The sequence below is a fragment of the Pseudomonas sp. NBRC 111123 genome (genome assembly GCF_001320205.1).
Classification (GTDB): Bacteria; Pseudomonadota; Gammaproteobacteria; order Pseudomonadales; family Pseudomonadaceae; genus Aquipseudomonas; species Aquipseudomonas putida_J.
Genome location: NZ_BCAZ01000059.1, coordinates 1 through 23322, shown reverse-complemented (window position 1 = coordinate 23322; position 23322 = coordinate 1). Strand labels below are relative to the sequence as shown.

Genomic DNA, 23322 nt, shown 5'->3' with positions numbered 1-23322 from the left:
TAGTCAGAACGAACCTTGATAGCATCTGGCCACTTCACTGAGGGTCGATTGTGTGACATCGTTCTCTTTTTCCGTATGCCTGACGTTGGCCCTGTGCCTGGGTGCCCCAGCCTCCTGGGCCGGTAACACGCCATGTTCCGGGCGCAAGGGTGGGATCGCCGGTTGCGACGGTGATGCCTTTCTTTGCAATGATGGCTCCCTCAGTGCCTCAAGAAAAAGCTGCACGGCCCATACCGGCAACCGGAGTTCACGGCCCGTGGTGAACGCGTTGCAGGGGGCAAGTAGCGAGTGTGCCTGCGGTTCAGGCACCTTTTGTACCGGGCCGCGAGGTGGCGTCTACTGCCTGACGCCCGGCGGCCAGAAAAGTTATCGCCGCCACTGATCCGAAACGCTCACGTTGTCTGTGAGGCAGCCGATAAGCAGGTTGTAACAATCCATACCTTTACAGGGACGTAGCGAGATGAAGCAGGTTGTCTGGTGGGCGGCGTTGGCGTTGATCAGCGGTGTGGCGCAGGCTGCCAACGCGGGCGACCCTTTGCTTGATAGTGCTAGCGCAACCTCCGCTGCCAGCGAGGTCCGTGGTGTTCTGCGCGCCCGTTCCCAGGCGGTGCTGGCCAGCGAGTTGCCGGGCCGGGTCATTGACATCCCCTATGCCGAGGGGCAGTCGTTCAGCAAAGGCGACGTGCTGGTGCGTTTCGACTGCAGCGCCTACCAGGCCCAGGCCAACGCCTCTGCCGCTGCTGTGCGCGCTGCCCGCGAAGAGTTGCACAACAAGCAGCAACTGGCCGCGCTGAATTCGGTCGGCCGTTTCGAAGTGGCCCTGGCCGAAGCGCGCCAGGCTCAGGCCCAGGCTGAATCGCAGGTCTATCAGGTGCAGGTGCAACGCTGCCAGATCAAGGCACCCTTCGACGGCCAGGTGGTGGCGCGCCGGGTTCAGGCGCACGAAAGCGTGGCCAGCGGCGCGGCACTGCTGGAAATCGTCGACAACCGCTCGCTGGAAATCCATCTGCTGGTACCTTCGCGCTGGCTCGGCAAGCTCAAGCCCGAGCAGGCCTTCAGCTTCGTGCCCGATGAGACTGGCAAGCCTATCGACGCGGTGGTCAAGCGCCTCGGTGCGCGCATTGACGAAGGAAGCCAGACTTTGCTGTTGATCGCTAGCGTACCGGCCAACACTCCGGGCCTGCTGGCCGGCATGAGTGGCACCGCGCAGTTCCCGGAGAGCCAATGAACGCGCCTGTTCCCGGCGCCCTCGAGCAGCTGCTCGCCCACTACCTGAAGCTGGAGCGCCAGGCCCGTGCCGCAGCGTCGCTGGAGGCGTTGTCGTTCAGCATGGTCAACGACAGCCAGCCGCTGTTTGGCTATCGCCACGGCGCGTTGCTGATCACCGGCAAGGCTCGTGCATTGACCGGCATCAGCGTAGTGGAGCCGAACGCCCCGTTTGTGGTGTTCATCGAACGGGTCGCCGCGCGGCTGGCAGCCGGTGCGCGATTCGCGCTGGCCGGGCCGGTACCGCCCGAGGACCTGGATCAGGCCTGCCGTGACGACTGGCAGGCGCTGTCGGCGCCCCATGCGTTCTGGCTGCCATTGAAGGACCGCAATGGCGAGGTGTTCGGTGGCCTGTGGCTGGCCCGCGATACTCCTTGGAGTGACGCCGAGCAGGCCTTGCTGGCGCAACTGGGCGACTGTTACAGCCACGCCTGGTGCGCTCTGCAGCCAGGCAAACCGTGGCGCCTGCGCTGGCCGGCCCGTACCCGCTGGGCCCTGGCCGCTGTGCTATTGATGGCTTTGCTGGTGCCGGTGCGCCAGTCGGTCCTGGCGCCTGCCGAGGTAGCACCGCGCAATGGCCAGGTGGTTGCCGCGCCGCTGGACGGGGTGGTCGCCGAATTCCTGGTCAAGCCCAACCAGGCAGTACAGGCCGGGCAGCTGCTGGTGCGCTTCGATGCCACCACGCTCAAGGCCCAGGCCGACGTCGCCGAACGCACCTTGGGCGTCGCCGAGGCGGAATTGCGGGCCAATAGCCAACGGGCATTTTCCGACGCCGACTCCAGCGCGCGGCTCGATCTGCTGGCGGCCCGGGTCGAGCAGAAGCGCGCCGAGCGCGATTACGCACTTGACCTGCTTGGCCGTAGTGAAGTGCGCGCCGAGCGCAATGGCATTGCGGTGTTCGCCGATGCCCAGCGCTTAATCGGCAAGCCAATGCGCACCGGCGAGCGCCTGATGGAAATCGCCGACCCGGCCCAGGCCGAGCTGCGTGTCGAGTTGCCGGTGGCCGACGCCATCGGCCTGGAGCCAGGCGCCGAGGTCGCGCTGTTCCTCGACAGCGACCCGCTGAACCGCCACGATGCCACCCTGGAGCGCATGGCCTACCAGGCGCAAAGTACGCCGGCCGGGCAATTGGCCTATCGGCTTGATGCCAGCTTCGAGCAAGCGCCGCCGCGTATCGGCTTGCGCGGCACCGCCAAGGTGTTCGGCGCCCGTGCGCCGCTTGCCTTGTACCTGCTGCGCCGGCCCTTGGCGGCCCTGCGCCAGTCGGTGGGCCTGTGAGGCTGCCGGCGCTGCGCCCCGACCTTCAGCTCTCGCCGGGTGCGCCGGGGCTTGACGGTTCGCCGCAATGGACCTTGGCCGACCCACTGCGCGGGCGCTACTTCAAGCTTGGCGCGCCAGCCATGCGCCTGCTGCGTCACTGGGAGCAGGGCGATCCGCAGCGGGTGTTGAATGCTGCCAACGCCGAGCCGGGTTTGCCGGTTACCGGGCAGGCGCTGGACGAATTGCTGCGCTTCCTGCGCGGTCATGACCTGATCAGCGCCTTGGATGCCGAGCAACGTGCAAGCTACCCGATCAAGGCCGCGAGCCAGCGCCAGGGCCTATGGGCGCAGGTCTTGCACAAGTACCTGTTCTTTCGAATTCCCCTTTGGCGGCCGGATGCTTTTCTGAACCGTACCTGGCCTTGGCTGGAGCGCCATGGCCCGAACCTGCTGCGCTTCGGTCTGCCAACCGTGCTGCTGCTCGGCCTGTTTCTGGTGATGCGCGACTGGGAGCGCTTTCTTGCCACCTTCCCGCACCTGCTCAGCCTTGGCGGGATGGCGGCGTTCGGCATTGCCCTGGGCTTCGCCAAACTCTGCCATGAGTTCGGCCATGCCTACATGGCCAAGCGCGCCGGTTGCCGGGTGCCGAGCATGGGCTTGGCGTTCATGGTCCTGTTGCCGATGCTCTACACCGATGTCAGCGATGCCTGGCGGGTGCAGGACCGCCGCACCCGCCTGCTGATTGGCGCCGGTGGGGTGCTGGCCGAGCTTTTGCTGGCCTGTATCGCGCTGCTGGCCTGGTCGTTGCTCCCGGATGGGGCAGGGCGCACGGCGGCCTTCATGCTGGCCAGCGCCACCTGGATCACCACGGTGGCGATCAACGTCAACCCGCTGATGCGTTTCGACGGTTACTTCCTGCTCAGTGACTTGTGGGGCGTCGACAATCTGCAAGGGCGGGGCTTCGCCCTTGGCCGCTGGCATCTGCGCGAAACACTGTTCGGCTACGGCGAACCGATGCCCGAGCACTGGCCACCGAAGCTGCGTCGGCGCCTGCTGTGCTGGAGCTACGCTTCGTGGGTCTGGCGCGCGGCGCTGTTCTTCGGTATCGCCCTGGCGGTCTATCACCTGTTTTTCAAGGTGCTCGGCATCTTCCTGATGATGGTCGAACTGGTGTGGTTCATCGGCCTGCCTGTCTGGCGCGAATGGCAGCACTGGTGGCAGCACCGCGAACAGGCCCAGCCGCGCAAGGTGCTTTTGCTGGGTATCGGCCTGGCTGGGTTGCTGGCGCTGTTGATCGTGCCTTGGCGCAGTGGGGTGGAGGTGCCGGCAATGCTCGAAGCTGCGCAGCTCAGCTCCCTGCACGCACCTGCCCCGGCGCGCGTGAGCAAGGTGCTGGTCAAGGATGGGCAAGTGGTGGCCGAAAACCAGTTGCTGGTGGAGCTGGAATCTCCAGACCTGCAGTCGAAGATGGGTATTACCCGGCGTGAAATCGAAATTCTGCAACTGCAGTTGCGCCGCCAGTCCGGGCGCAGTGCCACTGCGGCGGATAGCGGCATTATCGAGCAGCGGCTGGCCGAGGCCGTAGCCGAGTATCGCGGCCTGGCGGCCCAACGCGATCGGCTGGGTCTGCGCGCGCCCCACGCCGGGGTGGTGCGTGACCTGGCGGACAATCTGGTGCCGGGGCGCTGGGTTGATGTCGACTTGCCGCTGGCCCAGGTTGCAGCGCCAGGCTTGCGCTTGCGCGGCTACCTGGCCGAGGCCGACCTGTGGCGGGTCGAGCCAGGTGCCGCCGGGCATTTCGTTGTCGATGACGTTTTGCAGCCTGCCTTGGCGGTAAGCCTTGCAGAGGTGGACGCCAACGGCGTGTCGTTCATCGATCAGGAAGCACTGGTTTCCGAGCATAAGGGGCCGATCGCCGTGCGCAGGGATGCAGACAAGCGGGCGCAGCCGCTGGAGGCCCAGTATGGCGTGCTTTTCGTGGTCGAAAATGGTGCAGCCGGGCACGTGATGCATCCACAGCGAGGCGTTGTGGTGCTCGATGGCGAAGGCATGTCGCTGCTGGGATCCGCATGGCGACGGTTAGCTGCGTTGGGCGTAAGAGAAAGCGGATTTTAGTAGTGCGGTTGCGAGGCAGCTGCGGTAATCTGCTGTCACTTTGCCATGTAAGTAAGCGCGGCAGTCGGCGCAATAAAAGTTAGTGCCAAACGTTATTACAGGAAGTTGCCTTCAATGCTCAAGGACGCTGTGACCCTGCGTGCGCTGCAATCAGACGACATGGCGTTCATCGAGCGCCTTTACGCTGAAACACGTGCCGAAGAAATGTCCCGCAGCGGGTGGCCCGCCGAGCAGGTCGCTACCTTCCTCAGCCAACAATTCCATACCCAGCATGCCTATTACCAGGCCCACTACAGCGGTGCCGAGTTTCTGGTCATAGCGCATGAAGGTAAAGCCATTGGCCGGCTTTACCGCTTCTGGGGGCCGGCCAAAGTCAACCTGATCGATATCGCGCTGGTAGCTGAGTATCAGAAACAGGGTATCGGCAGCGCGCTCGTTGATGAAATGGTGCGGCGTGCCGATGCAGAGGGGTTGCTCGTCGAGTTGTTCGTTGAAACCTATAACCCTGCCCAGCGCTTGTATAGCCGCCTTGGTTTCGCCGTCATCAACCAGTCTGGGGTTTACCTGCGTATGCGGCGCGAGCCCCGGCCTGCCTCAAGGAAAGCCCCATGAGTCGAGAAGACATCCATACCGTGCCCAGCCAGGCGGAACTTGAAAGGGCCGACCCGCAGGGGTTCGTCCTGCAAGTGGCACCGGGGCAGGGTATCCGGGTCACGTTGGCCGGTGTTTACCCTGAAGTGGCGATGAACGAACGCTATGAGTGCTATTCGTTCGTACTGTCCTTGCCCGAAGGCGTGGCGTTGCCGTCGCAGGTGTACCGCCTGTTCGGCCCCGAACAACAGGCATGGTTGCTGCTGCTGACGCCGGTAATGCCTGGCGCCGATGGGCGTCCGTTGCTGGAAGCCGTCATCCACCGCGAAAAAGCCGCACAGCAATAACCGGCACCTGAGAGTTTTCAATAAACGCAACTCAGCTAAGGAAGTGTTCGATGAGCGATCCATTTATCGGCGAGATCAAGATGTTCGCTGGCAACTTTGCACCCCGCGGTTACTCCCTGTGCAACGGGCAGTTGACAGCGATCTCGCAAAACACCGCGTTGTTCTCGCTGCTCGGTACAACTTATGGTGGTGATGGCGTGACCACCTTTGCCTTGCCGAACTTCCAGGGGCGTTCACCGATTCATTGGGGAACGGGTGTGGGCCTGCAACCGGTGGAACTCGGGGAGTTCGCCGGGGTTGAATCCGTCAGCGTGCTGACCAGCAATATGCCTGCACACAACCACACGATCTTTGCCTCTACCGGTGAAGGCACCAGCAACGTTCCGTTGGCCAACGGGTATCTGGCTGCTGCGGTCGACAAGGACCTGAACCCGATCAACATGTATACGGCTGCACCTGCCAACCAGGTACCCCTGAACAGCACCGTCAGCGGCAGTTCCATTCCGCTGCAAACTCGCAGCCCGTACCTGTCCGTCAGCTTCATCATCGCCCTGATGGGTGAGTACCCATCCCGAAGCTAATGAAATGACCGGCGGCGCTTTGCAAGGCGCCGTCACTTTTTTCGCAGCGCTGCCTGAGTAGACAGGGCGGTGGCGCAACTGGAGGCGCACCATGAAACTCATCGAACGATTCATGCGTAAGGCTACCGCGCAAGTGCGGCCCGCCGATCCTGGTACCGCGCCATTGCTGATGGCCTTGGAGCCACGGATCATGTTCGATGCCTCCGTTGGCGCAGTCGCCCAGGATGCAGCGCAAGCCACCACCGAGCCGACCACAGACAGCACCTCCAAGGCGCAGGCCGCGCAGGACAGCGCCAGCGCCGACAGCCGTCCCAGCCAGAGCTCGCAAGGCACCCAGCCTTCCCAGCGGCAGGAGGTAGTGTTCGTCGATGGCCAGGTTGGCAATGTCCAGCAATTGCTGGCTGGCCTGTCAGGCAACGCCGAGATCGTCGTGCTGGACCCTGACAAGGACGGCCTGCAACAGATGGCCGACTACCTCAAGGGCCGCGAGGGGCTGGATGCGGTGCATCTGCTGTCCCACGGCGCCGACGGTACGGTACAGGCGGGCAATGTCTGGCTGGCGTCGAGCAACCTGGCCGAGCACCGCGCCGCCTTGGAAAGCATCGGCGCCGCGCTCAAGGCTGACGGCGACCTGATGATCTATGGCTGCGAAGTGGGTAACAGCAGCACTGGCCAGACGTTCATCGAGCAGTTGGCGGCCATCACCGGTGCCGATGTAGCGGCGTCCTCGGATGACACGGGAACCGCGACACTGGGCGGGGACTGGGTTCTGGAGCGCAGCAGCGGCCAGATCGACACGGCCGCGCTTGTGGTCGAAAGCTACGAGGGAATTCTGGCCGCGTCGTGGAGCACCGGTAACGCACCGTTCAGCACGGCCATTGGCGCCGCTGGCCGTACTGTGGTCGGCGACTTCGACAACGACGGCGATACCGACATCCTCTACCAGACCGGTGGCAATGGCAGCACCTGGCTCTATGCTCGCAGTAATGGCGATGGCACCTTTACCCAGCTTGCTCAGGGCTTATCCCCCTTCAGCGGCGTTACCCTGCCGGACCACGCGTCCACCAACTATTACGTTGGCGACTTCGACAACGATGGCGATGTGGACGTCCTGGTCGGGGTGAACGGCGCCACTGGCGTGTTCCTGCGCAACGACGGTGGTGTGTTTGCAACAGGCAACAGCAGCTCCTTCCCTGCGCCGGCCGCGGCTTCACGCATGGTGGTCGGCGACTTCGACAACGATGGCGCTATCGACATCCTTTACCAGACCGCCGGCAACAACAGCGCCTGGGCCTATGCCCACAACAACGGCAACGGCACCTTCACCTCGCTGAGCCTTGCCCTGTCGCCGTTCAATGGGCTGACCTTACCGGACCATGCCGGTAACAACTACTTCGTCGCCGACTTCGACGGCGATGGTGATATCGATATTCTCGCCACAGTCAACGGCCAGACCGGCACCTACCTGCGCAACAACGGCAACGGTAGCTTTACCAGCCTCGCTACCACGGGCTTCCCGGCGCCATTGGCCAACGGCCGGGTGATCGTAGGGGACTTCGATGGCGACGGTGCTGCCGACATCCTTTACCAGACCGGCGGCAACGGCAGCGCGTTCCAGTATGCCAAGAGCAACGGCGATGGCACTTTCACCTTGACGCCGCTAGCGGGGTCGCCCTTCAACGGGCTGTCGCTGCTCGACCACACCGGCACCAACTACCGCGTCGGCGACTTCGATGGTGACGGCGACCTGGATGTCTTTGCCGCCACCAACGGCGGCACCGGCGTCGTGTACCTGCAGAATGGCGCGGCGCCCGAGCTGGTCAGCACTTCGCCGGCCGACAACGCCACCAGCGTCAGCCCCACTGCCAATATCACCCTGACCTTCAGCGAATCGGTGAACAAGGGCACCGGTAATCTCTACATCGTCCGTACTTCCGACAATACGATTGTCGAGACCATCGCCATCGGCAGTTCGCAGATCACCGGCTCCGGCACCACCTGGACCATCGACCCGTCGATCACCCTGGCCGGCGGCTTCAGCTACGCGGTGCGTGTGGGCCCAAAAGCCTTCGTTGACGCCGACGGCACCGTGTTCAAGGGGATCAGCAACAACACCACGCTGAACTTCACCGTCGCCATGGCCCAGCCGCCGGTAATCGGCAACGTAAATGGCGACGCCGTCACTTACGTCGAAGACAGCGCCTATGTGCTGCTCGACGCCTCCAGCAACGCGACGATCAGCGATGCCGACTCGGCCAACTTCAACGGCGGCAAGCTGACTGTGCAGATCACGGCAGGCGGCACGCTTGGCGAAGACGTGCTGTTCATTCGCGATCAGGGGGCAGGCGCCAACCAGGTCGCCATTTCCGGTGCGTCGATCATGTACAACGGCCTGGTCATCGGCACCTTCACCGGGGGCAGCAATGGCAACCCGCTGGTGATCACCTTCACCAGCAACGCCAACCCGACCAACGTCGCGGCCCTGGTGCAGAACCTGGCGTACCGCAACTCCAATACCGTCGAGCCGTCAACCGCCACGCGCAGCGTGTCGATCAGCATGGACGACGGTGCCGGTGGCAATAGCGCGGTTTGCGTGGTCAGCGTTGCCGTTCAGGGCGTCAACGACACGCCGGTGGCCAGCGTCAGTGCCACCAACCCGACCTACACCGAGAACACTTCGGCGGTACAACTGTTCAGTGGTGCGTTGATCAATACCGTCGAGACCGGGCAGAAAGTGAACCAGATGACCTTCACCGTCACCACCGTTTACAACGGTGCGGCCGAGAAGCTGGTGATCGACGGCAGCGACGTGACCCTGGTCAACGGCACCAGCGTGGTCACCAACAACAACGGCACGGTGGTCACGGTTTCGGTGACCAGCGGTACCGCCAGCATCACCCTCAGCAGCAGCGCGGGCCTGGACGTGGCGACGGCGCAGACCATCCTCAATACCATGGCCTATCGCAACGACAGCGAAAGCCCGAACACCGCCAACCGGGTGGTGACCTTGAACACCGTGAGCGACAACGGCGGCTCGGCCAACGGTGGGCTGCCTACCGCGGCTATCGGTATCTTCAGCACCGTGACCGTGGTCGGGGTCAACGATGCGCCGGTGCTGGCCGGCGCGCCGTACAACTTGCCGAGCATCAACGAGGACACCACCTCGACCGGCACGCGGATCTCGACCCTGCTGACCAACTACACCATGGTCGACCCCGATGTCGGTGCCTTGCGCGGTATCGCGGTGGTTACCAAATCCGGCAACGGCACCTGGCAGTACTCCACCGACAATGCCACCTGGACCGACTTCGGTGCCGTGTCCAATTCCAGTGCGTTGCTGCTGAGCTCCACCACTTATGTTCGCTACGTCCCCGATGGCGCCAACGGCGAGACCGCCAGCCTGACCTTCCGCGGCTGGGACCAGAGCACCGGTACCGCGTCCGTCAACGGTATCCGTGGCACCGCTGATACCACCAGCAACGGTGGCACCACGGCATTCTCCACCACCACCGCGGTGGCCAACCAGGTGGTGACCTCGGTCAACGATGCGCCGGTGATGACCGGTGTATCGCCGACCCTGACCGGGATCACCGACACCTCGGTCAGCAACGGCGGCAATACCGTCCTCTCGCTGCTGGGCGGTGTCACCGACGTCGATACCTCGGCGCTCAAGGGCATGGCGATCACCGGCCTGACCGCCACCTACGGCAAGTGGCAGTACAGCATCGACGCTGGCAGCACCTGGAGCGACGTAGGTGTCGTTTCCAGCAGCGCCGCGCTGATTCTCACCGGGCAGAACCTGGTGCGCTTCGTGCCGGACGGCATCCATGGCGAGACAGCGACCCTCACCTACAAGGCCTGGGACCAGAGCAGCAACGCCGGCCTACAGGGTACCAAGGTCAATGTCACCACCTCCGGCGGCACCTCGGCCTATTCCGTCGGCGCCGACACCGCCAGCGTGGTGGTCACCGCGGTCAACGACGCCCCGGTAGTCACCGTGAGCGGCACCCCGGCGTCCTGGACCGAAGGCAACAACGTCGCCTCCACCCCGGTCGTGGTGGCCCCGACCCTGACCGTGACTGACGCCGACGGCCCGAACCCGTTCAGTGCCGCCGCGCGCATGCTGACCTACTACAGCTCCCAGGACACCCTGAGCTTCGTCAATGACGGTCTCACCATGGGCAATATCGTCGGCACCTGGACCGCCGGCACCGGCACCCTGACCCTGACCTCTGCCGGCAATCAGGCGACCGTGGCACAGTTCGAGGCCGCGCTGCGCGCGATCACCTACAACAACGCGTCGAACAGCCCCAACACCACCACCCGCACCGTGCAGTTCATCGTGACGGATGGCAGCAATGCCGCGTCGACCGCGGTGACCGGCGATATCACCCTCACTGCGGTCAACGATTCGCCGACCATCAGCGCCGTGGCGGCCTTGCCAGTCAACGAGGACACATCAACGCCGCTCAGCCAGATCACCTTCAGCGATGTCGATTCCACCCTCGGTATCGTCACCTTCTCGGTCGGTAATGGCACCCTCAGCGCCACCGGCGCCGGCGGGGTGACTGTGGGCGGCACGTCGACCGCGCTGACCCTGAGCGGCACCCTGGCCAACATCAACAACTTCATCGCCGGCAACCGCCTGGTCTACACCCCGGCGGCCAACGCCAGCGGCGACGTGACCCTGACCATCAACGTCAATACCACCAGCGTATCCGACGCCACCACTACCCTGACCCTGCAGGTCGCAGCGGTGAACGATGCACCGGTGGTCACCGCGCCGGCGTCCATCGTCGTGACCGAGGATGTGTCCAGCGTGATCGGCGGCATCAGCTTCACTGATGTCGATGCCGGTGCCAACACCGTTACCGCGACGTTCTCGGTGCCGAGCGGCACCCTGAGTGCCGCCAGTGGCATGGGGGTCACGGTGGCTGGTGCCGGAACCGATGTGCTGACCCTGTCCGGCAGCCTGGCCGATATCAATTTCTTCATCGCAGCCAACGGCCTGACCTTCAAGACCGCCCAGGACGCCACCAGCAGCGTGACCCTGACGGTGACCCTCAACGACAACGGCTTCAGCGGCAGCGGTGGCGAGAAGACCGATACCAAGACCGTGATGCTCAATGTCAGTGCGGTCAACGATGCACCGGTCAACAGCGTGCCGGCCGCGCAAACCGCCCAGCAGGATATTGCCCTGGGCTTCAACACCGCCAACGGCAACGCCATCGTCATCACCGACGTGGATGCCGGCAACGGGCTGATCACCGTGACCCTGACGGCAACCAACGGCACGCTCAGCCTGGGTAGCCTGAGCGGCATCACCCTGCTGCTGGGGAGCGGCACGAACAACACGGCCATGATCTTCGAGGGCACTCGCGTCAACCTCAATGCCGCGTTGCAGACCCTCAGCTTCAAGTCCGTCAGCGGCTTCGTCGGCGCCGCCAGCCTGACCATCGAGACCAATGACAATGGCAATTCCGGCAGCGGCGGGGCAAAGACCGATGTCGATACCCTCTCGATCAACGTGATCCCGGTGAACCCGAAGGTCACCAGTGTCTCGGCCCAGGGCCTGGACCGCACCGTGAAGGTCGGCGACGAAGTGCTGATCAACGTGGTCTTCGACCAGGTGGTAAACGTCGATACCAGCGGCGGTATCCCGAGTCTGCTGCTGGAGACCGGGCTGGTCGATCGCAACGCGAGCTACCAGAGCGGCTCGGGTAGCAACACCCTGGTCTTCAAGTACACCGTGCAGGCCGGTGACGTCAGTGCTGACCTTGACTTCCAGAGCACCGCTGCATTGCAGCTCAATGGCGCGGTACTGGCCAACGCCAGTAACGACCTTGCGATCCTCACCCTGCCGACCGTGGGCGGTAGCGACGCCCTGGGCGGGCGCAGCAATATTGTGGTCGACGGCGTGGTGCCGTTGGTGGCGAGCGTCCAGGCCCCGTCCGCTGGCACCTACATCACCGGCCAGAACCTCGACTTCACCGTCAACTTCAGTGAGAGCGTGGTGATCGATACCACTGGCGGCGTGCCGCGCATTGCCGTAAGCCTGGACACTGGCGGCACCGTGTATGCCGAATACGTGTCCGGCTCCGGCGGCAGCGCCCTGGTGTTCCGCCTGACCGTCGCCAGCGGTCAGCTGGACAGCACCGGTGTGACCGTGGGCAGCCGTATCGACCTCAATGGCGGCGCCATCAGCGACCAGGCCGGCAACGCCAGCGTGACGACCCTGAACAGTGTGGCCAGCACTGCCGGGGTCAACGTCGACGGCATCGCGCCGACCGTTGTCAGTGTGACACCGCCGCTCGATGGCAGCTACAAGGCCGGCGATGTGCTGAGCTTCACCGTCAACGGCAGCGAAGCGCTGCAGACTGGCGCACTGGCGCCAAGGCTGGTGCTGGATGTGGGCGGGGTGACCCGTTACGCCACTTACGTGTCCGGCAGTGGCAGCTCCGTGCTGGTGTTCCAGTACGTGGTCCAGGCGGGCGACAACGACAGCAACGGCATCGCCGTCAACAGCATCGACCTGCGCGGGGAAGCGCTCACCGACCTGGCCGGCAACGACCTGAACCTGGCATTGAACGGCATGGGCAGCACCGCCGGAGTTCTGGTAGACACCACCGCGCCAGGTGCCAGCAGCATCGTGCGCGTCGATGCCAGCCCGAGCAGCGGCGACTCGGTCCGTTTCACCGTGACCTTCAGCGAAGAGGTCAGCGGTGTGGACGCCAGTGACTTCAACCTGGTCTTCGGAGGCAGCGCCGCCGGTAGCATCAGCAGCGTCACTGCGCTCGATGGGCATACCTACACCGTCGTGGTCGGCGGCCTGAGCGGCCTCGGCAGCCTGCGCCTGGACCTGGCCAACAGCGGCACCGGCATCCTCGACGCCGCCGGCAACGCCATCGCTGGCGGCCTGACGGGCGCCAGCTACAGCATCGACCGCATAGCCCCGAGCGTCGTCAGCGTCGATGTGCCGGCCAGTGGCACTTACGTTGCCGGCCAGACCCTGGACTTCATCGTCAACACCGACGAGGCGGTGCTGGTGGACAGCGGCAACGGCAACCCGCGCCTGGCGATTACCCTGGACAACGGCCGGGTGGTCTTCGCCGACTATGTCTCCACCTCCGGCGGTACTAGGCTGCTGTTCCGCCTCGAAGTCACCAGTGGCATGGCCGGCAACAGCACCTTTGCCGTGGCCTCGTCCATCGACCTCAATGGTGCCAGCCTGCGTGACGCCCATGGCAACGACGCCAATACCGCCTTGAACAACCCGGGCGATACCCGCGGCATCCTGGTCGATGCCAAGGCGCCGCAGCCGAGCAGCATCGTGGTCGACGGCCCGGTGTCGCCGAACGATCGTAGCCTGAGCTTTACCCTGACGTTCGACGAAGCGGTCAGTGGCGTTGATGCTGGCGACTTCTCGGTGCTTGGCAGTCACTCTGCCAGCGGTGTAGTGCAGTCGGTGCAACAGGTTGACGCCAGAAGCTACCGCATCGTGGTTGGCGACCTGCGCGGGCAGGGCAGCCTGTCGTTGAGCCTCAACGCGCCGAACAGCGGCATCCAGGACAGCGCAGGCAACGCCCTGGCCGTCTCGCTGCTCGGCCAGGCGCAGGCCATCCAGAGCCAGGACGTCGGTGATCTGGAGTACCGCCTCAACCCACCGCAGACCCTGGGTGCGCCTCAGGCCGCGTTGCAGGCGCCGCAGGCACCGGCTTTCGTGGCAGACGCCGCTGTCTCGCCGCTGCTGCCCCAGCCTTTGTTCGATGTGCGCACCGTCGGCGGCGACTTGCAGCCACTGGGTACCATCTTCCTCGGCGCCGGCAGCAGTGCGCCGAGCTTCATCGCCCAGGTGTTCGGCAGCAGTGACAGTGGCCGTGGTGGCTTGGGCGGCTTCTTGGGTTTTGGCGGCGGTGATGGCGGGGTATTCGGTAGCAGCGCCTTGGCCAGCGTATTCAGTCATGAAGTACCAGGCGTCAGCGAGATGAACGTGTTCAACGGCAGCCAATGGAAGCAGAGCGATCTCAACCAGGGGTTGCGCGGCGTGTTTGGGGCACCGACCTTCGGTCAGCAACTGCAGCAGATCAATGAAACCGACCAGCGCCATGTGCGCGAGTTGGCCAAGGCCTTGGCTCAACCGACAGAAATCGGGCAGCGGGCATGAAAGACAGCATGCAACTTGATAACCCGGCCGTACCAGGGGGCGGCCCAAGGATGAATAATAGCCACAAACTCTTTGCTGCCAGCCTGCTGGTACTGGCCATCAGCGGCTGTGCCGTCACCAGTGAGCCGATCGACCGCAGTGTCAGCGAGGCGCGCGCCCGTGCCGACCTGGCGACCATGTTCAAGGACCAGGAGCAGGTCAGCGGCCCATTGACCCTGCACCAGGCCATGGCACGTGCAGTCAAGTACAACCTCGAAGCCCGCCTGAAGGTGATGGAGGAGGCGCTGTCTCAGCGCCAGGTCGACCTGGCCCGCTTCGACATGCTGCCGCGCATGGCGCTGGCCGCCGGCTACGCCGGTCGTAACAATGTCAGTGCATCCAGCAGCCAGAGCGTCCAGACAGGCACTCAGTCCCTCGAACCCTCGACCTCCCAGGATCGTGATCGCGACGTGGCCGACCTGACCATGGTGTGGAACGTGCTGGACTTCGGTGTCAGCTACGTCAGTGCCAAGCAACAAGCCGACCAGCGGTTGATACTCGATGAGCGGCGGCGCAAGGTGATCCACACCATCACTCAGGATGTGCGTTCTGCCTACTGGCGAGCCGTGGCCGCCCAGCGCTTGCTGAGCCAGATCGACAGCCTGATGGGCCGCATCGACCAGGCCCGCGACAATAGCCAGCGCATGGCGGCGCAGCGTGTCGGCGATCCGGTGCAGAGCCTGAGCTACCAGCGTGCCCTGATCGAAGCCACCCGACAGCTGGAAGAGCAGCGCCGTGCGCTGTCCCTGGCCAAGACTGAGCTGGCCGCGCTGATCAACCTGCCGCTGAACACCGACTTCACCCTGGCGCCGGAAGAAGGCTACCAGGTACCCGAGTTCAAGGCCGACTTCGCCAAGCTCGAACAGCAAGCCCTGGCCAGCCGCCCGGAGCTGCGCGAGCAGGACTACCAGGCGCGCATCAGCGCTGCGGAAACCCGCAAGGCCATGCTGCGCCTGTTACCGGGCCTGGAGTTCTCCGCTGGCGGGCACTACGACAGCAACTCGTTCCTGACCAACCAGAGTTGGGCCGACTACGGTGTGAAGGTCACCTGGAACCTGTTCAACGTGCTCTCGGCGCCTGCGGCCATCAAGGTCGCCGAAGCCGGCGAGGACGTGGCAGCAGCCCGTCGCCAGGCGATGTCCATGGCGGTGCTGGCCCAGCTGTACGTGGCCAATGCCAACTTCAACGAGGCCGTGCGGCAGTTCCATACCAGCGAGGAGCTGGCGAGCCTGGACGGGCAGATCGCCGAGCAGCTGCGCAATCGCTACCAGACGCAGAACATCGGTGAGCTCGAGCTGATCCAGGGCGAGCTGAACAACCTGCAGACCCAGCTCAAGCGCGACCTGTCCTACGCCGAACTGCGCAAAGCCTATGCGCAGTTGTATGTCAGCTCGGGGGCGGATCCGTTGCCGGACAACCTGCCGGATGACAGGCTGCAGACCATCGCAACGGCACTGCAGAACAGCGAGGCTAGCTGGAATCGCTGATTCAGGTGAGCGTGGCGGGTTGGCGCTCAGCCCGCAAGTGGTTGGCCGAGCGCCTTGCCCGAGGGCTCGAAGCGGTCAAGGGTGTCCATCCTGACGTTGCGCAGCGCCCGTGTTTCAAGGTGGGAGGTGTAAAGCGACTCGGCACGGTAACTGACCATCAGTGTGCGACGGTGCCTGCCTGTGAGGTTTCGGCTAGCCGCATGCACCAGCTCGGCATCGAACACCAGGATGTCGCCGGCATGTCCGGCAAGTTGTTGCGAGAGCGATTCGTCGTTGAAGTCGAACGGTTGCTCGCCTGGTTGAGGCCTGTGGCTGCCCGGCACGATGCGTGTTGCACCGTTGCCGGGGCCGAAATCGTCCAGATAGACCAGCACGCTCACCGTATCACCTGGCCGCCGCCCCGACCGGTCACGGTGCAACGCCTGGTGGCCGCCGCTGGCGACGGGGTCGCGGCCTTCCACCTGGGAAAGAAAGAACCGCTCACCGAGCAACTCCCCGACGGTCGCCAGCAGCTGAGGCAGGCGGCATGCCGCCTGAACTTGCGGGTCTTCATCCAGTTGCGAATGGCGCCAGTCCGGGCCACGCGGCACCGGCCATTGCTGCGAGGGCACCACGCCGGTTTCGAACACTGCGCGCAGATGCTCCAGCCACTGCTGCGGTATTGCCTGACGGAGCAAGGCATAGCCATCTCGATGGAGTTGTTCGCGTTCGGTCATGGCGTGCGCACATCCTTGTTGTTCGGGGCCGGGCAATGATAACGATCGGGTTACGCCTTTACGAGCCAGCGAAAAGCCCCGCAGATCGACGCCTGCGGGGCTTTTCGTTCCTGGGTTGTACAGCCCGCTTCAACTCACCAGGGCGTTGGTTCCAGCGCGCCGACACCGCTGAGGGTGGTGCTGCCTTCGCCATTGCGCAGGAACGGCAGGTGCCAGAAGTCATTGGGCACTATCTCGTCCCCTGGTTTGACGTTCTCCGGGAATATGAACTCGAACACCGGTGCCACGTACTGCCCGGCAACCAGCCCGTTGGCCACGGTCAGGCGGCTGGCGTTCTGCAGGCAGTTGTCGACCCCGGTTTGCGCAAGGGTGTTGGCGGGCACGCAGAGTGAGCGAGCCATTACCCGCAAGGTACGGCTTGGCTGGCTCAGCAGGCCGGTCGGAGACTTGGACGCACGCAAGCGTGCACGTTGCGGCTGAGCACCCACGTTTTGCGTGGTGATCCCGCCTGAAGCGCCGGCGCAGGTAGCTGCCAACACGCCCGCGGGGTCACACTCACCGGTCATTTCGAACGGTGTGATCCAGCGGTTGCGCTGTACGCCGGTGGCAGGGTCGACATCGATCAGATAGATGTCCACTGGGGTCTTCACGTCGGTAGTTTCGGCTTCAAGGAAGATGCGGTCCTGGGTTTCCTGGGCCGCGCCGTTTACCGCGACCAAGGCCGGGTCTGCAGTGCCGACGCCGAACTCGCCAATGGCCAGATAGCTGGGCTGACTGCCCGGCTGGGTGTAGATGCCGAGGTTGGCCTCGATGGTATGGGCTGAAATGAAGTCCGGAACGCCGGCAGTGGTGGATTTGAACAGCGTGCCGGAGTAGGTGATGAAGTCGCCGACTTCGAACGGTACCTGTTGCGTCGGGTCCGGGTCGGTTGCAGTCCGGGTCGGGTCACTGAAGCGCTTCATGACGAACTGGCTGCAATAGAGCTGGCCTGCCTTTGGTGGTGTCAATTCACCGGCAGCCGGCAGCGCCACGCCGGCCTGGGCAAAGTTGCGGCAGTTGTTGGTGGTGGTCGGGGTGACTACTTTAGGCCGGTTTTTCTGCGGGCAAAGAGGGTCATCACCAGTACGCGGCACGCACATCGGGTAACCCGTCGCCGAGTGAATGGTCGGGTTGGCGTCATCCACCGAGAAGCGTGGGTCAGGGCTCTGGGCCCGCCCGAAACGCCCGTTGGGGTCGTTGATCTGCAGGATCGTCGGTTGCGGCGAGTTGGTACTGGTCACTTCGATATTGCCAGTGGTCTGGTCGATCCTGCTGATGTAGCCACTGCCGACGTGGGCCGATTGCTGGGAGATGAAGATCAAGCCGGCAATCTGTTTGCCCGCGACCGTGTTGCCGACAACATGCACTTCGAAAGAAGGGTAAGTTGCCGGTAGTTGTTTGAGACCCAAGGGGCCGCCGTGGACGAACTCAGCCCAGGTGAGGGTATTGGCGGGCATCTGGATAATCGAGTTACAGGGCACGTTGATGGTTGTGCCGTTGACCACCACCGTACCGCCCAAACGGTTTGGGTTACTTGTATTGGGGCAGTTGCCATTGCTGCTGTCGACGGTCATGTCCTGAATGAAACCGGTGATGTCGAAGCCGTGAATGGCCAAGGGGTCGACAAAGACCGGGTCGGGTAGCGTTGGCGTTGTGAAGGGGGACGGCGTGCCCTTGACCGGCTTGTCGGTCCCGCCCTTGGCCCAGGCATCGCCAGGCCCGGCAATACTCAGTGCCAGCGCGGCGACGACTGCACCGGCAAGCAGGGCCGGGCGAGCGAAAAGCGTGCTGAGCCGCGCTTGGGTGTGAGCTGCGGCTGAAGTTATGACGCCTGCAGATGTGCGCATAATGGTCTCCGAAATGCTGCCAGCCTCTTTGCAAGCATTCGATCTACCGACGTTAGGGCTCGTGTTGCACGGCTTGTGCAACAACTACGGAGCGATACGGATATCGAATAAACAGCTCGACTGAAGTACCGGAGTACGGGACTTCCGACGCACTCGAGCGGCAATGTTCTGGCCGGTTCCGGACATGTTCGCAAGAGGTCGTTCCTTGAGCCATAACGGTCAAAGCACGTGTTGTGCCATGCCTGAGTTGGCGCATGGCTGCCGGAAAAACTGTTACTAATTGTAAAAATTTTATTCAGATCTAGTAAGAAAAAAAATGGGTAACCCAGGGTTGGGGATGCAGCGCCAGAATTGGGTGGGTTGGAGTCTTGTTTTCGCCTGGTTTGTAGTCATTGTTTGCCCTCTGCTATTTCCGTTGCCTGTTCTGGCCTCGGTACAGCGGTCATGGCTCGGTCGGTAAATGAGCCTGCAACCGCATTTGCATCAATACCTGCTCAATGAGCGTGTCGAGGTGTATTTCAGGCCCGTATGAGAGCCTTTTCCCCGCAACATTTTGTCTCGCATTGCGTTAGAATGCGCCGGCAAATCGCTACTAGCGCCCAGGCTCCCCCCGTGTAATGACTACGCGTCCTGGTCGATCACCTTGTTCTGACATGGATTGGTTGGATGCTTCTCGCCGTACTGGTTTTACTCAATGCCCGCTGCTTGTCGGGCCGATCGTCGTTCAGCCCCCAGCCGCTGAAGCGCGCCAGTATCGCCATCCCCTTGCAGATTCCTCACAGCCACATCTCGTCCGGCCTGCCTCTGGCCGTCGCGCGCGTGCGCCTGTTCACTCACTGGAAATGGAGTGCTCCACTTGCGTAAGAAATTCGTCGCTTCCCTCTTGGCGGTCGCCATCGCCTCTACCACGGCCTGCGCACAGCTCGGGATCAGCAAAGAGCAAGCGGGCACCGTGATCGGTGGCCTGGCCGGTGTGGCCATCGGCTCGACCCTGGGCAGTGGCAACGGCAAGATCGCCGCCGCCCTGATTGCCGGTGGTATTGGCGCCTATGTCGGCAACCGCATCGGCCATCACCTCGATGAGAAGGACCAGCAAGCGCTGGCGCTGCGCACTCAGGAAGTACTGAGCCAGCCGGCCACCGCCAGCGCCCAGCCGGTGACCTGGAAGTCCGACCACTCTGGCGCCACCGCGCAGATCACCCCGGGCAAGGAATACACCAAGACCCAACAGGTCCAGGTCAAGCGTGCACCGAAGATCCAGGCGGTGCCATCGATGAAGCTGATCAACGAGCCTTACGTCACCATCAGCGACAACCTCAACGTGCGTGCCGCGCCCAACCCGAGCGGCGAGAAGGTTGGCAGCCTGAAGAACCACACCGAGTTCACCGCCGTCGGCTCCACCGGCGACTGGGTCCTGGTCGGGCGCAAGGGCGTGACCGTCGGCTATGTGCACAAGAACTACGTCGAACCGAAGGCCCAGGCCGTGGCCAAGCGCGTGACCCCGGCCGTCAACCTGGACGACCTGGACGTTGCTGCCAGCAAGGAAACCCAAGGCTTCGACCTCGATTCGATCCAGTCGCTGCCAACCCAGACCGTGGCCGCCGAGGCCGCCTGCCGCCCGGTCACCGTCAGTCTGCAGTCGCAAGGCGGGCAGACCGAGCAGGAGCAGAACACCTTCTGCAAACAAGCCAACGGCACCTGGGAACTGATCTGAGGAACTCCATGAAAAAGCACGCGCTCACGCTGGCTGTGATCGGCGCTTGTGGTCTGGTACCGCAGGCGTTCGCCCACGAGCTGGCCTTCTCGAAGAAAGACAACATCAAGGTCGAAGTGCCAGGGGACGCCAGCAACTGGTGCAAGCCTGACGTCGAAATGACCATCACCCGCCCGGCATGGGACGACCAGGCGCTGCTCTCGGGTTTGCTGACCAAGCTGCCGTTCGTGTTCGCCAAGGACTGCGCGACGGCGAAGGTCTCCTGGAAGGCTGTTGACGGCACTGGCAAACTCTTCGCCAGCGGCTCGGGCACAGCATCCAACCTGGGCCTGGTAACGCTCGCGGCCGCGCCTGCCGCAGTACCTGCCGCGGCAGCATCTGCGCCAGCACCGACTGCTCCGGCCCCTGCAGCCGAGCCTGCCAAGGCAGAAGCAGCGGCCGCTCCAGCGCCGGTGGCCGTAGCGCCAGCCCCTGCAGCCGAGCCTGCCAAGGCAGAAGCAGCGGCCGCTCCAGCGCCGGTGGCCGCAGCACCAGCCCCTGCTGCCGAGCCTGCAAAGGCAGAAGTACCGGCGGCTCCAGCACCCGTGGTCGCAGCGCCAGCCCCTGTTGCCGAGCCTGCCAAAGCAGACGCACCGGCTGCTCCGGCACCTGTAGCCGATGCGCCAGCAGCTGCTCCAGCGCCTGCCCCCGCTTCGGCCATAGCTGCTGCCCCCAGCGCGGATTTCGGCCGTTCTCTGGTACTGCAAAACCCGAAGTTGATGCAGATCACCGACGCCTCTGGTTGCAAGTGGGTACTCAGCACCTCGACCATCAACGACGGTGACAACCTGGCATTCGGCGCCACCCCGGCCATGCCGTGCCCGGCATCGGGCTTCGGTGAGGGCAGCTTCGAGAAACTGTCCTGGAAAGTGCCCGCCACCTACCGTGGCGATAACTGGAACCGGGTCTACGTTCACCCGAGCACCCTGATTTTCAACAAGAACCTCGAAGCCGCGGTGAAGAACAAAGCGGTGGCCTACCTGTCCCCGGAAGCGGACCAGGCGGCCTTCCTGGTCGGCGAGATCCCTGCTCGGCAGATGAAGGTGTATCTGACCTTCCAGCGTTCGAACTGGGGTGCACTGCGGCCGTTCAGCAACGACCCTTACTACGTCGCGGTAACCCCCGACGAGTCGTTCGCCCTGGATGCTGCCAAGTACCGAGAGGCGGCGGTCGAAGTGTTCGAGCTGATCAAAACGACTTCGCCGAGCACCACCGACGTGGCCACCTTGCTCATCGCGAAAAACCTGCAGGCGATCGCGGCCAATGGCTGGAATGACAACGCGCAGAAGATCGTGCGCAACCGCATTGGCCTCAACCGCAACGGCCTGTACTTCGATGTGCGCGAAGGCACCAACTGGACGGCCCAGCGTGAACAGGAGCGCCTGCGCGAAGCGCGCCAGCGCCAAGCCGAACTGGCACGCGTGCACACCCGTGTGCTGGCACGTTATGAGCAGCTGCAGGCTGGCATGGGCGAGTTCAAGGGCCGCGAAACCGAAGCCCTGGCACAGATGGCCGGTATCACCGTGCGCATCGGCTCGCCACTGGCCCTGCAAGACCCAGGGTCGTCGGCCAGTGTCGCGCCGATGATGGTGCATGTAACCGGCAAGCAAGGTGACTTCTACAGCATCGACTTCCCGAGCAAGGGCCGCCTGGTCGCCGAAGAAGAATACGGCGAAGGCTGGTATGTCGCCCGTGTGGCCAACGCCACGCCGTACTACCCGCTGGAAGATGGCCGGGCCATCCCGACCTACCGTGCCTACGGCATCGGTGAGCCACAGGCCTGCAAGCAGGACAAGTGTGCCGATCAGGTGTCTTTCGGCGCCGTGCTGGCCAGGGAGTTCCCAGGCGCAGGCATCGACTTCAGCTGGACCCCAGAGGTCTCCCAACGGTACGTGAACGACTGGAAGAATGCTTCCGCCCAGGTCCAGTGAGGCAAACACCATGACTAAACAGATGAACAAGAAGCAGCTGCTGATTGGCGGTGTCGCGGCGGCAGTGCTGGCGCTGGGCGGCGGTTACGCGCTGCTTTCAAGCTCGGGCAAGAAGGCCGCGATGGCCTATTACGAGGACTTCAAGGAACGCTACTTCCTGGAGGACGTGCTGTCCGAAGGCGATATTTCCTACTCGGCGTTCTCCGGCAACCTGACCGTGGCCGACCCCGAGATCCGCATGGCGGCGGCGCAGACCAACGGTGCCGAGCAATTCATGCGTGGCCTGCAGGGCCTGTTCGAATCGGCCCGTGGCGGTTCGCCGGAAGAGGGCCTGGCCGGCTGGGCCAAGTACCAGCTCAATGCCACCGCCAGCCGCTACACCGCAGGTGTGTACCTGAAGGCCGATGCGCTGAAACTGGCCCATGAGGGCGACAGCAAGGACGGCAAGATCCACATCCAGCTGATCGGCATGCAGATGGCCAACCCCTATGTGTCGCGCAAAGGTGCCGAGCTGGTGCTGGTTTCGGACGTCAACGACGAGATCCAGCCGCGTGCCGAGCTGACCGCCAATGGCCGTGCCACCCAGTCGGACTTCGCCTGGGGCGCCAACCTGGCAGTACGCCAGCCGGTGACGGGCGCGTTTTTGGTCAGCAGCACCGGTGAATACGGCACCACGGTCGATCTGGACTTCACCCTTCAGCGCTCCGGCGATGGTGAGGGTTCGATGGAGTTCGTCGTGACGCACCGCAATGACGGCTCGAAGGTCGGCCAGATCGTGCGCAAGGCCGACTTCCAGTCGCTGCCAGCGCTCGACGATGTCGAGCTTCAGCTCAAGAATGCCCTGAGCGGCCTGATCGTCGGCGCCTACAGCTCGTTCACCGGCCAGGCGGTGCTGGCCGAAGCAGTGAGCGGCTTTGCGCGCAAGGCCAAGGTCGAGAACTACAGCGTGAGCTACAGCGGTTTCAAGCCGCTCAAGCAAGCGTACAGCGCCTTCCAGGAAGGCGCACCGAAGGCGAAGTTCGCGGCGTTCTGTGACGAGGTCGGGCTGTCCACCTGGAGCAGTGACTTTGGTGCCAAGGGCAAGAACCACAGCGATTCGGAGTGTGCCATCGGGCAGAAGCTGGTCGAGGATGGCAAGTTCGAGGAAACGTACACCTTCAAGGAAGGCAAGAGCCTGTTCGCGGCGC

The 23322-nt window shown here is 63.8% G+C and carries 14 protein-coding genes and 1 pseudogene; 13 read left to right on the top strand and 2 right to left on the bottom strand.

The features are described 5' to 3' along the window. The first annotated feature begins 52 nt into the window (after positions 1-52). From APH27_RS26965 to APH27_RS22820, 9 genes and pseudogenes are all read left to right on the top strand, one after another. Positions 53-382: a hypothetical protein gene (locus APH27_RS26965; RefSeq protein ID WP_082435243.1), complete on the top strand. Its 330-nt coding sequence runs from the start codon at positions 53-55 to the stop codon at positions 380-382. Between the two features lie 78 nt (positions 383-460). After that, a complete protein-coding gene (locus APH27_RS22855; protein ID WP_027919935.1) occupies positions 461-1228 on the top strand; it encodes an efflux RND transporter periplasmic adaptor subunit in 768 nt (255 codons plus the stop codon). Positions 1229-1323: 95 nt separating this feature from the next. Next, positions 1324-2544: pseudogene (locus APH27_RS22850) on the top strand (efflux RND transporter periplasmic adaptor subunit); the annotation flags it as partial. Further along, positions 2541-4640 (top strand): efflux RND transporter periplasmic adaptor subunit, encoded by a 2100-nt coding sequence (locus tag APH27_RS22845; RefSeq protein ID WP_060485973.1) that lies wholly within the window; start codon positions 2541-2543, stop codon positions 4638-4640. The pseudogene APH27_RS22850 and the gene APH27_RS22845, both read left to right, overlap by 4 nt. Before the next feature lie 114 nt (positions 4641-4754). Then, positions 4755-5252, top strand: a complete 498-nt coding sequence (locus APH27_RS22840) for a GNAT family N-acetyltransferase (RefSeq protein ID WP_027919932.1) — start codon at positions 4755-4757, stop codon at positions 5250-5252. Further along, positions 5249-5578: a hypothetical protein gene (locus APH27_RS22835; protein WP_027919931.1), complete on the top strand. Its 330-nt coding sequence runs from the start codon at positions 5249-5251 to the stop codon at positions 5576-5578. Before APH27_RS22840 ends, APH27_RS22835 begins: the two co-directional genes overlap by 4 nt. Before the next feature lie 50 nt (positions 5579-5628). Further along, a complete protein-coding gene (locus tag APH27_RS22830) occupies positions 5629-6159 on the top strand; it encodes a phage tail protein (protein WP_060485972.1) in 531 nt (176 codons plus the stop codon). Positions 6160-6250: 91 nt separating this feature from the next. Continuing rightward, the gene (locus tag APH27_RS22825) at positions 6251-14323 is read left to right on the top strand and encodes a DUF4347 domain-containing protein (RefSeq protein WP_060485971.1); all 8073 of its coding nucleotides are present in this window, start codon (positions 6251-6253) and stop codon (positions 14321-14323) included. Positions 14324-14373: 50 nt separating this feature from the next. Beyond that, positions 14374-15849 (top strand): TolC family protein, encoded by a 1476-nt coding sequence (locus tag APH27_RS22820; RefSeq protein ID WP_027918614.1) that lies wholly within the window; start codon positions 14374-14376, stop codon positions 15847-15849. Between the two features lie 26 nt (positions 15850-15875). On the opposite strand, the gene APH27_RS22815 is transcribed toward APH27_RS22820, so the two are convergent. After that, positions 15876-16565, bottom strand: coding sequence for a phytanoyl-CoA dioxygenase family protein (locus APH27_RS22815; RefSeq protein WP_060485970.1), 690 nt, complete (start codon positions 16563-16565; stop codon positions 15876-15878). 134 nt (positions 16566-16699) lie between these two features. Beyond that, a complete protein-coding gene (locus APH27_RS22810) occupies positions 16700-18451 on the bottom strand; it encodes a hypothetical protein (protein ID WP_050437206.1) in 1752 nt (583 codons plus the stop codon). Positions 18452-19117: 666 nt separating this feature from the next. Between APH27_RS22810 and APH27_RS26675 the strand changes: the two genes are divergently transcribed. The 4 genes from APH27_RS26675 to APH27_RS22790 all read left to right on the top strand — a co-directional run. Beyond that, on the top strand, positions 19118-19315 hold the full coding sequence (locus tag APH27_RS26675; protein ID WP_027918617.1) for a hypothetical protein: 198 nt from the start codon (positions 19118-19120) through the stop codon (positions 19313-19315). Further along, positions 19308-20165, top strand: coding sequence for an SH3 domain-containing protein (locus APH27_RS22800; RefSeq protein WP_060485969.1), 858 nt, complete (start codon positions 19308-19310; stop codon positions 20163-20165). The genes APH27_RS26675 and APH27_RS22800 overlap by 8 nt, the downstream gene beginning before the upstream one ends. A gap of 8 nt (positions 20166-20173) precedes the next feature. Further along, positions 20174-22135, top strand: a complete 1962-nt coding sequence (locus APH27_RS22795) for a hypothetical protein (protein WP_060485968.1) — start codon at positions 20174-20176, stop codon at positions 22133-22135. Between the two features lie 10 nt (positions 22136-22145). Beyond that, positions 22146-23322, top strand: a 1177-nt coding sequence (locus APH27_RS22790; protein ID WP_060485978.1) for a hypothetical protein, incomplete at its 3' end; no start/stop codon positions are given.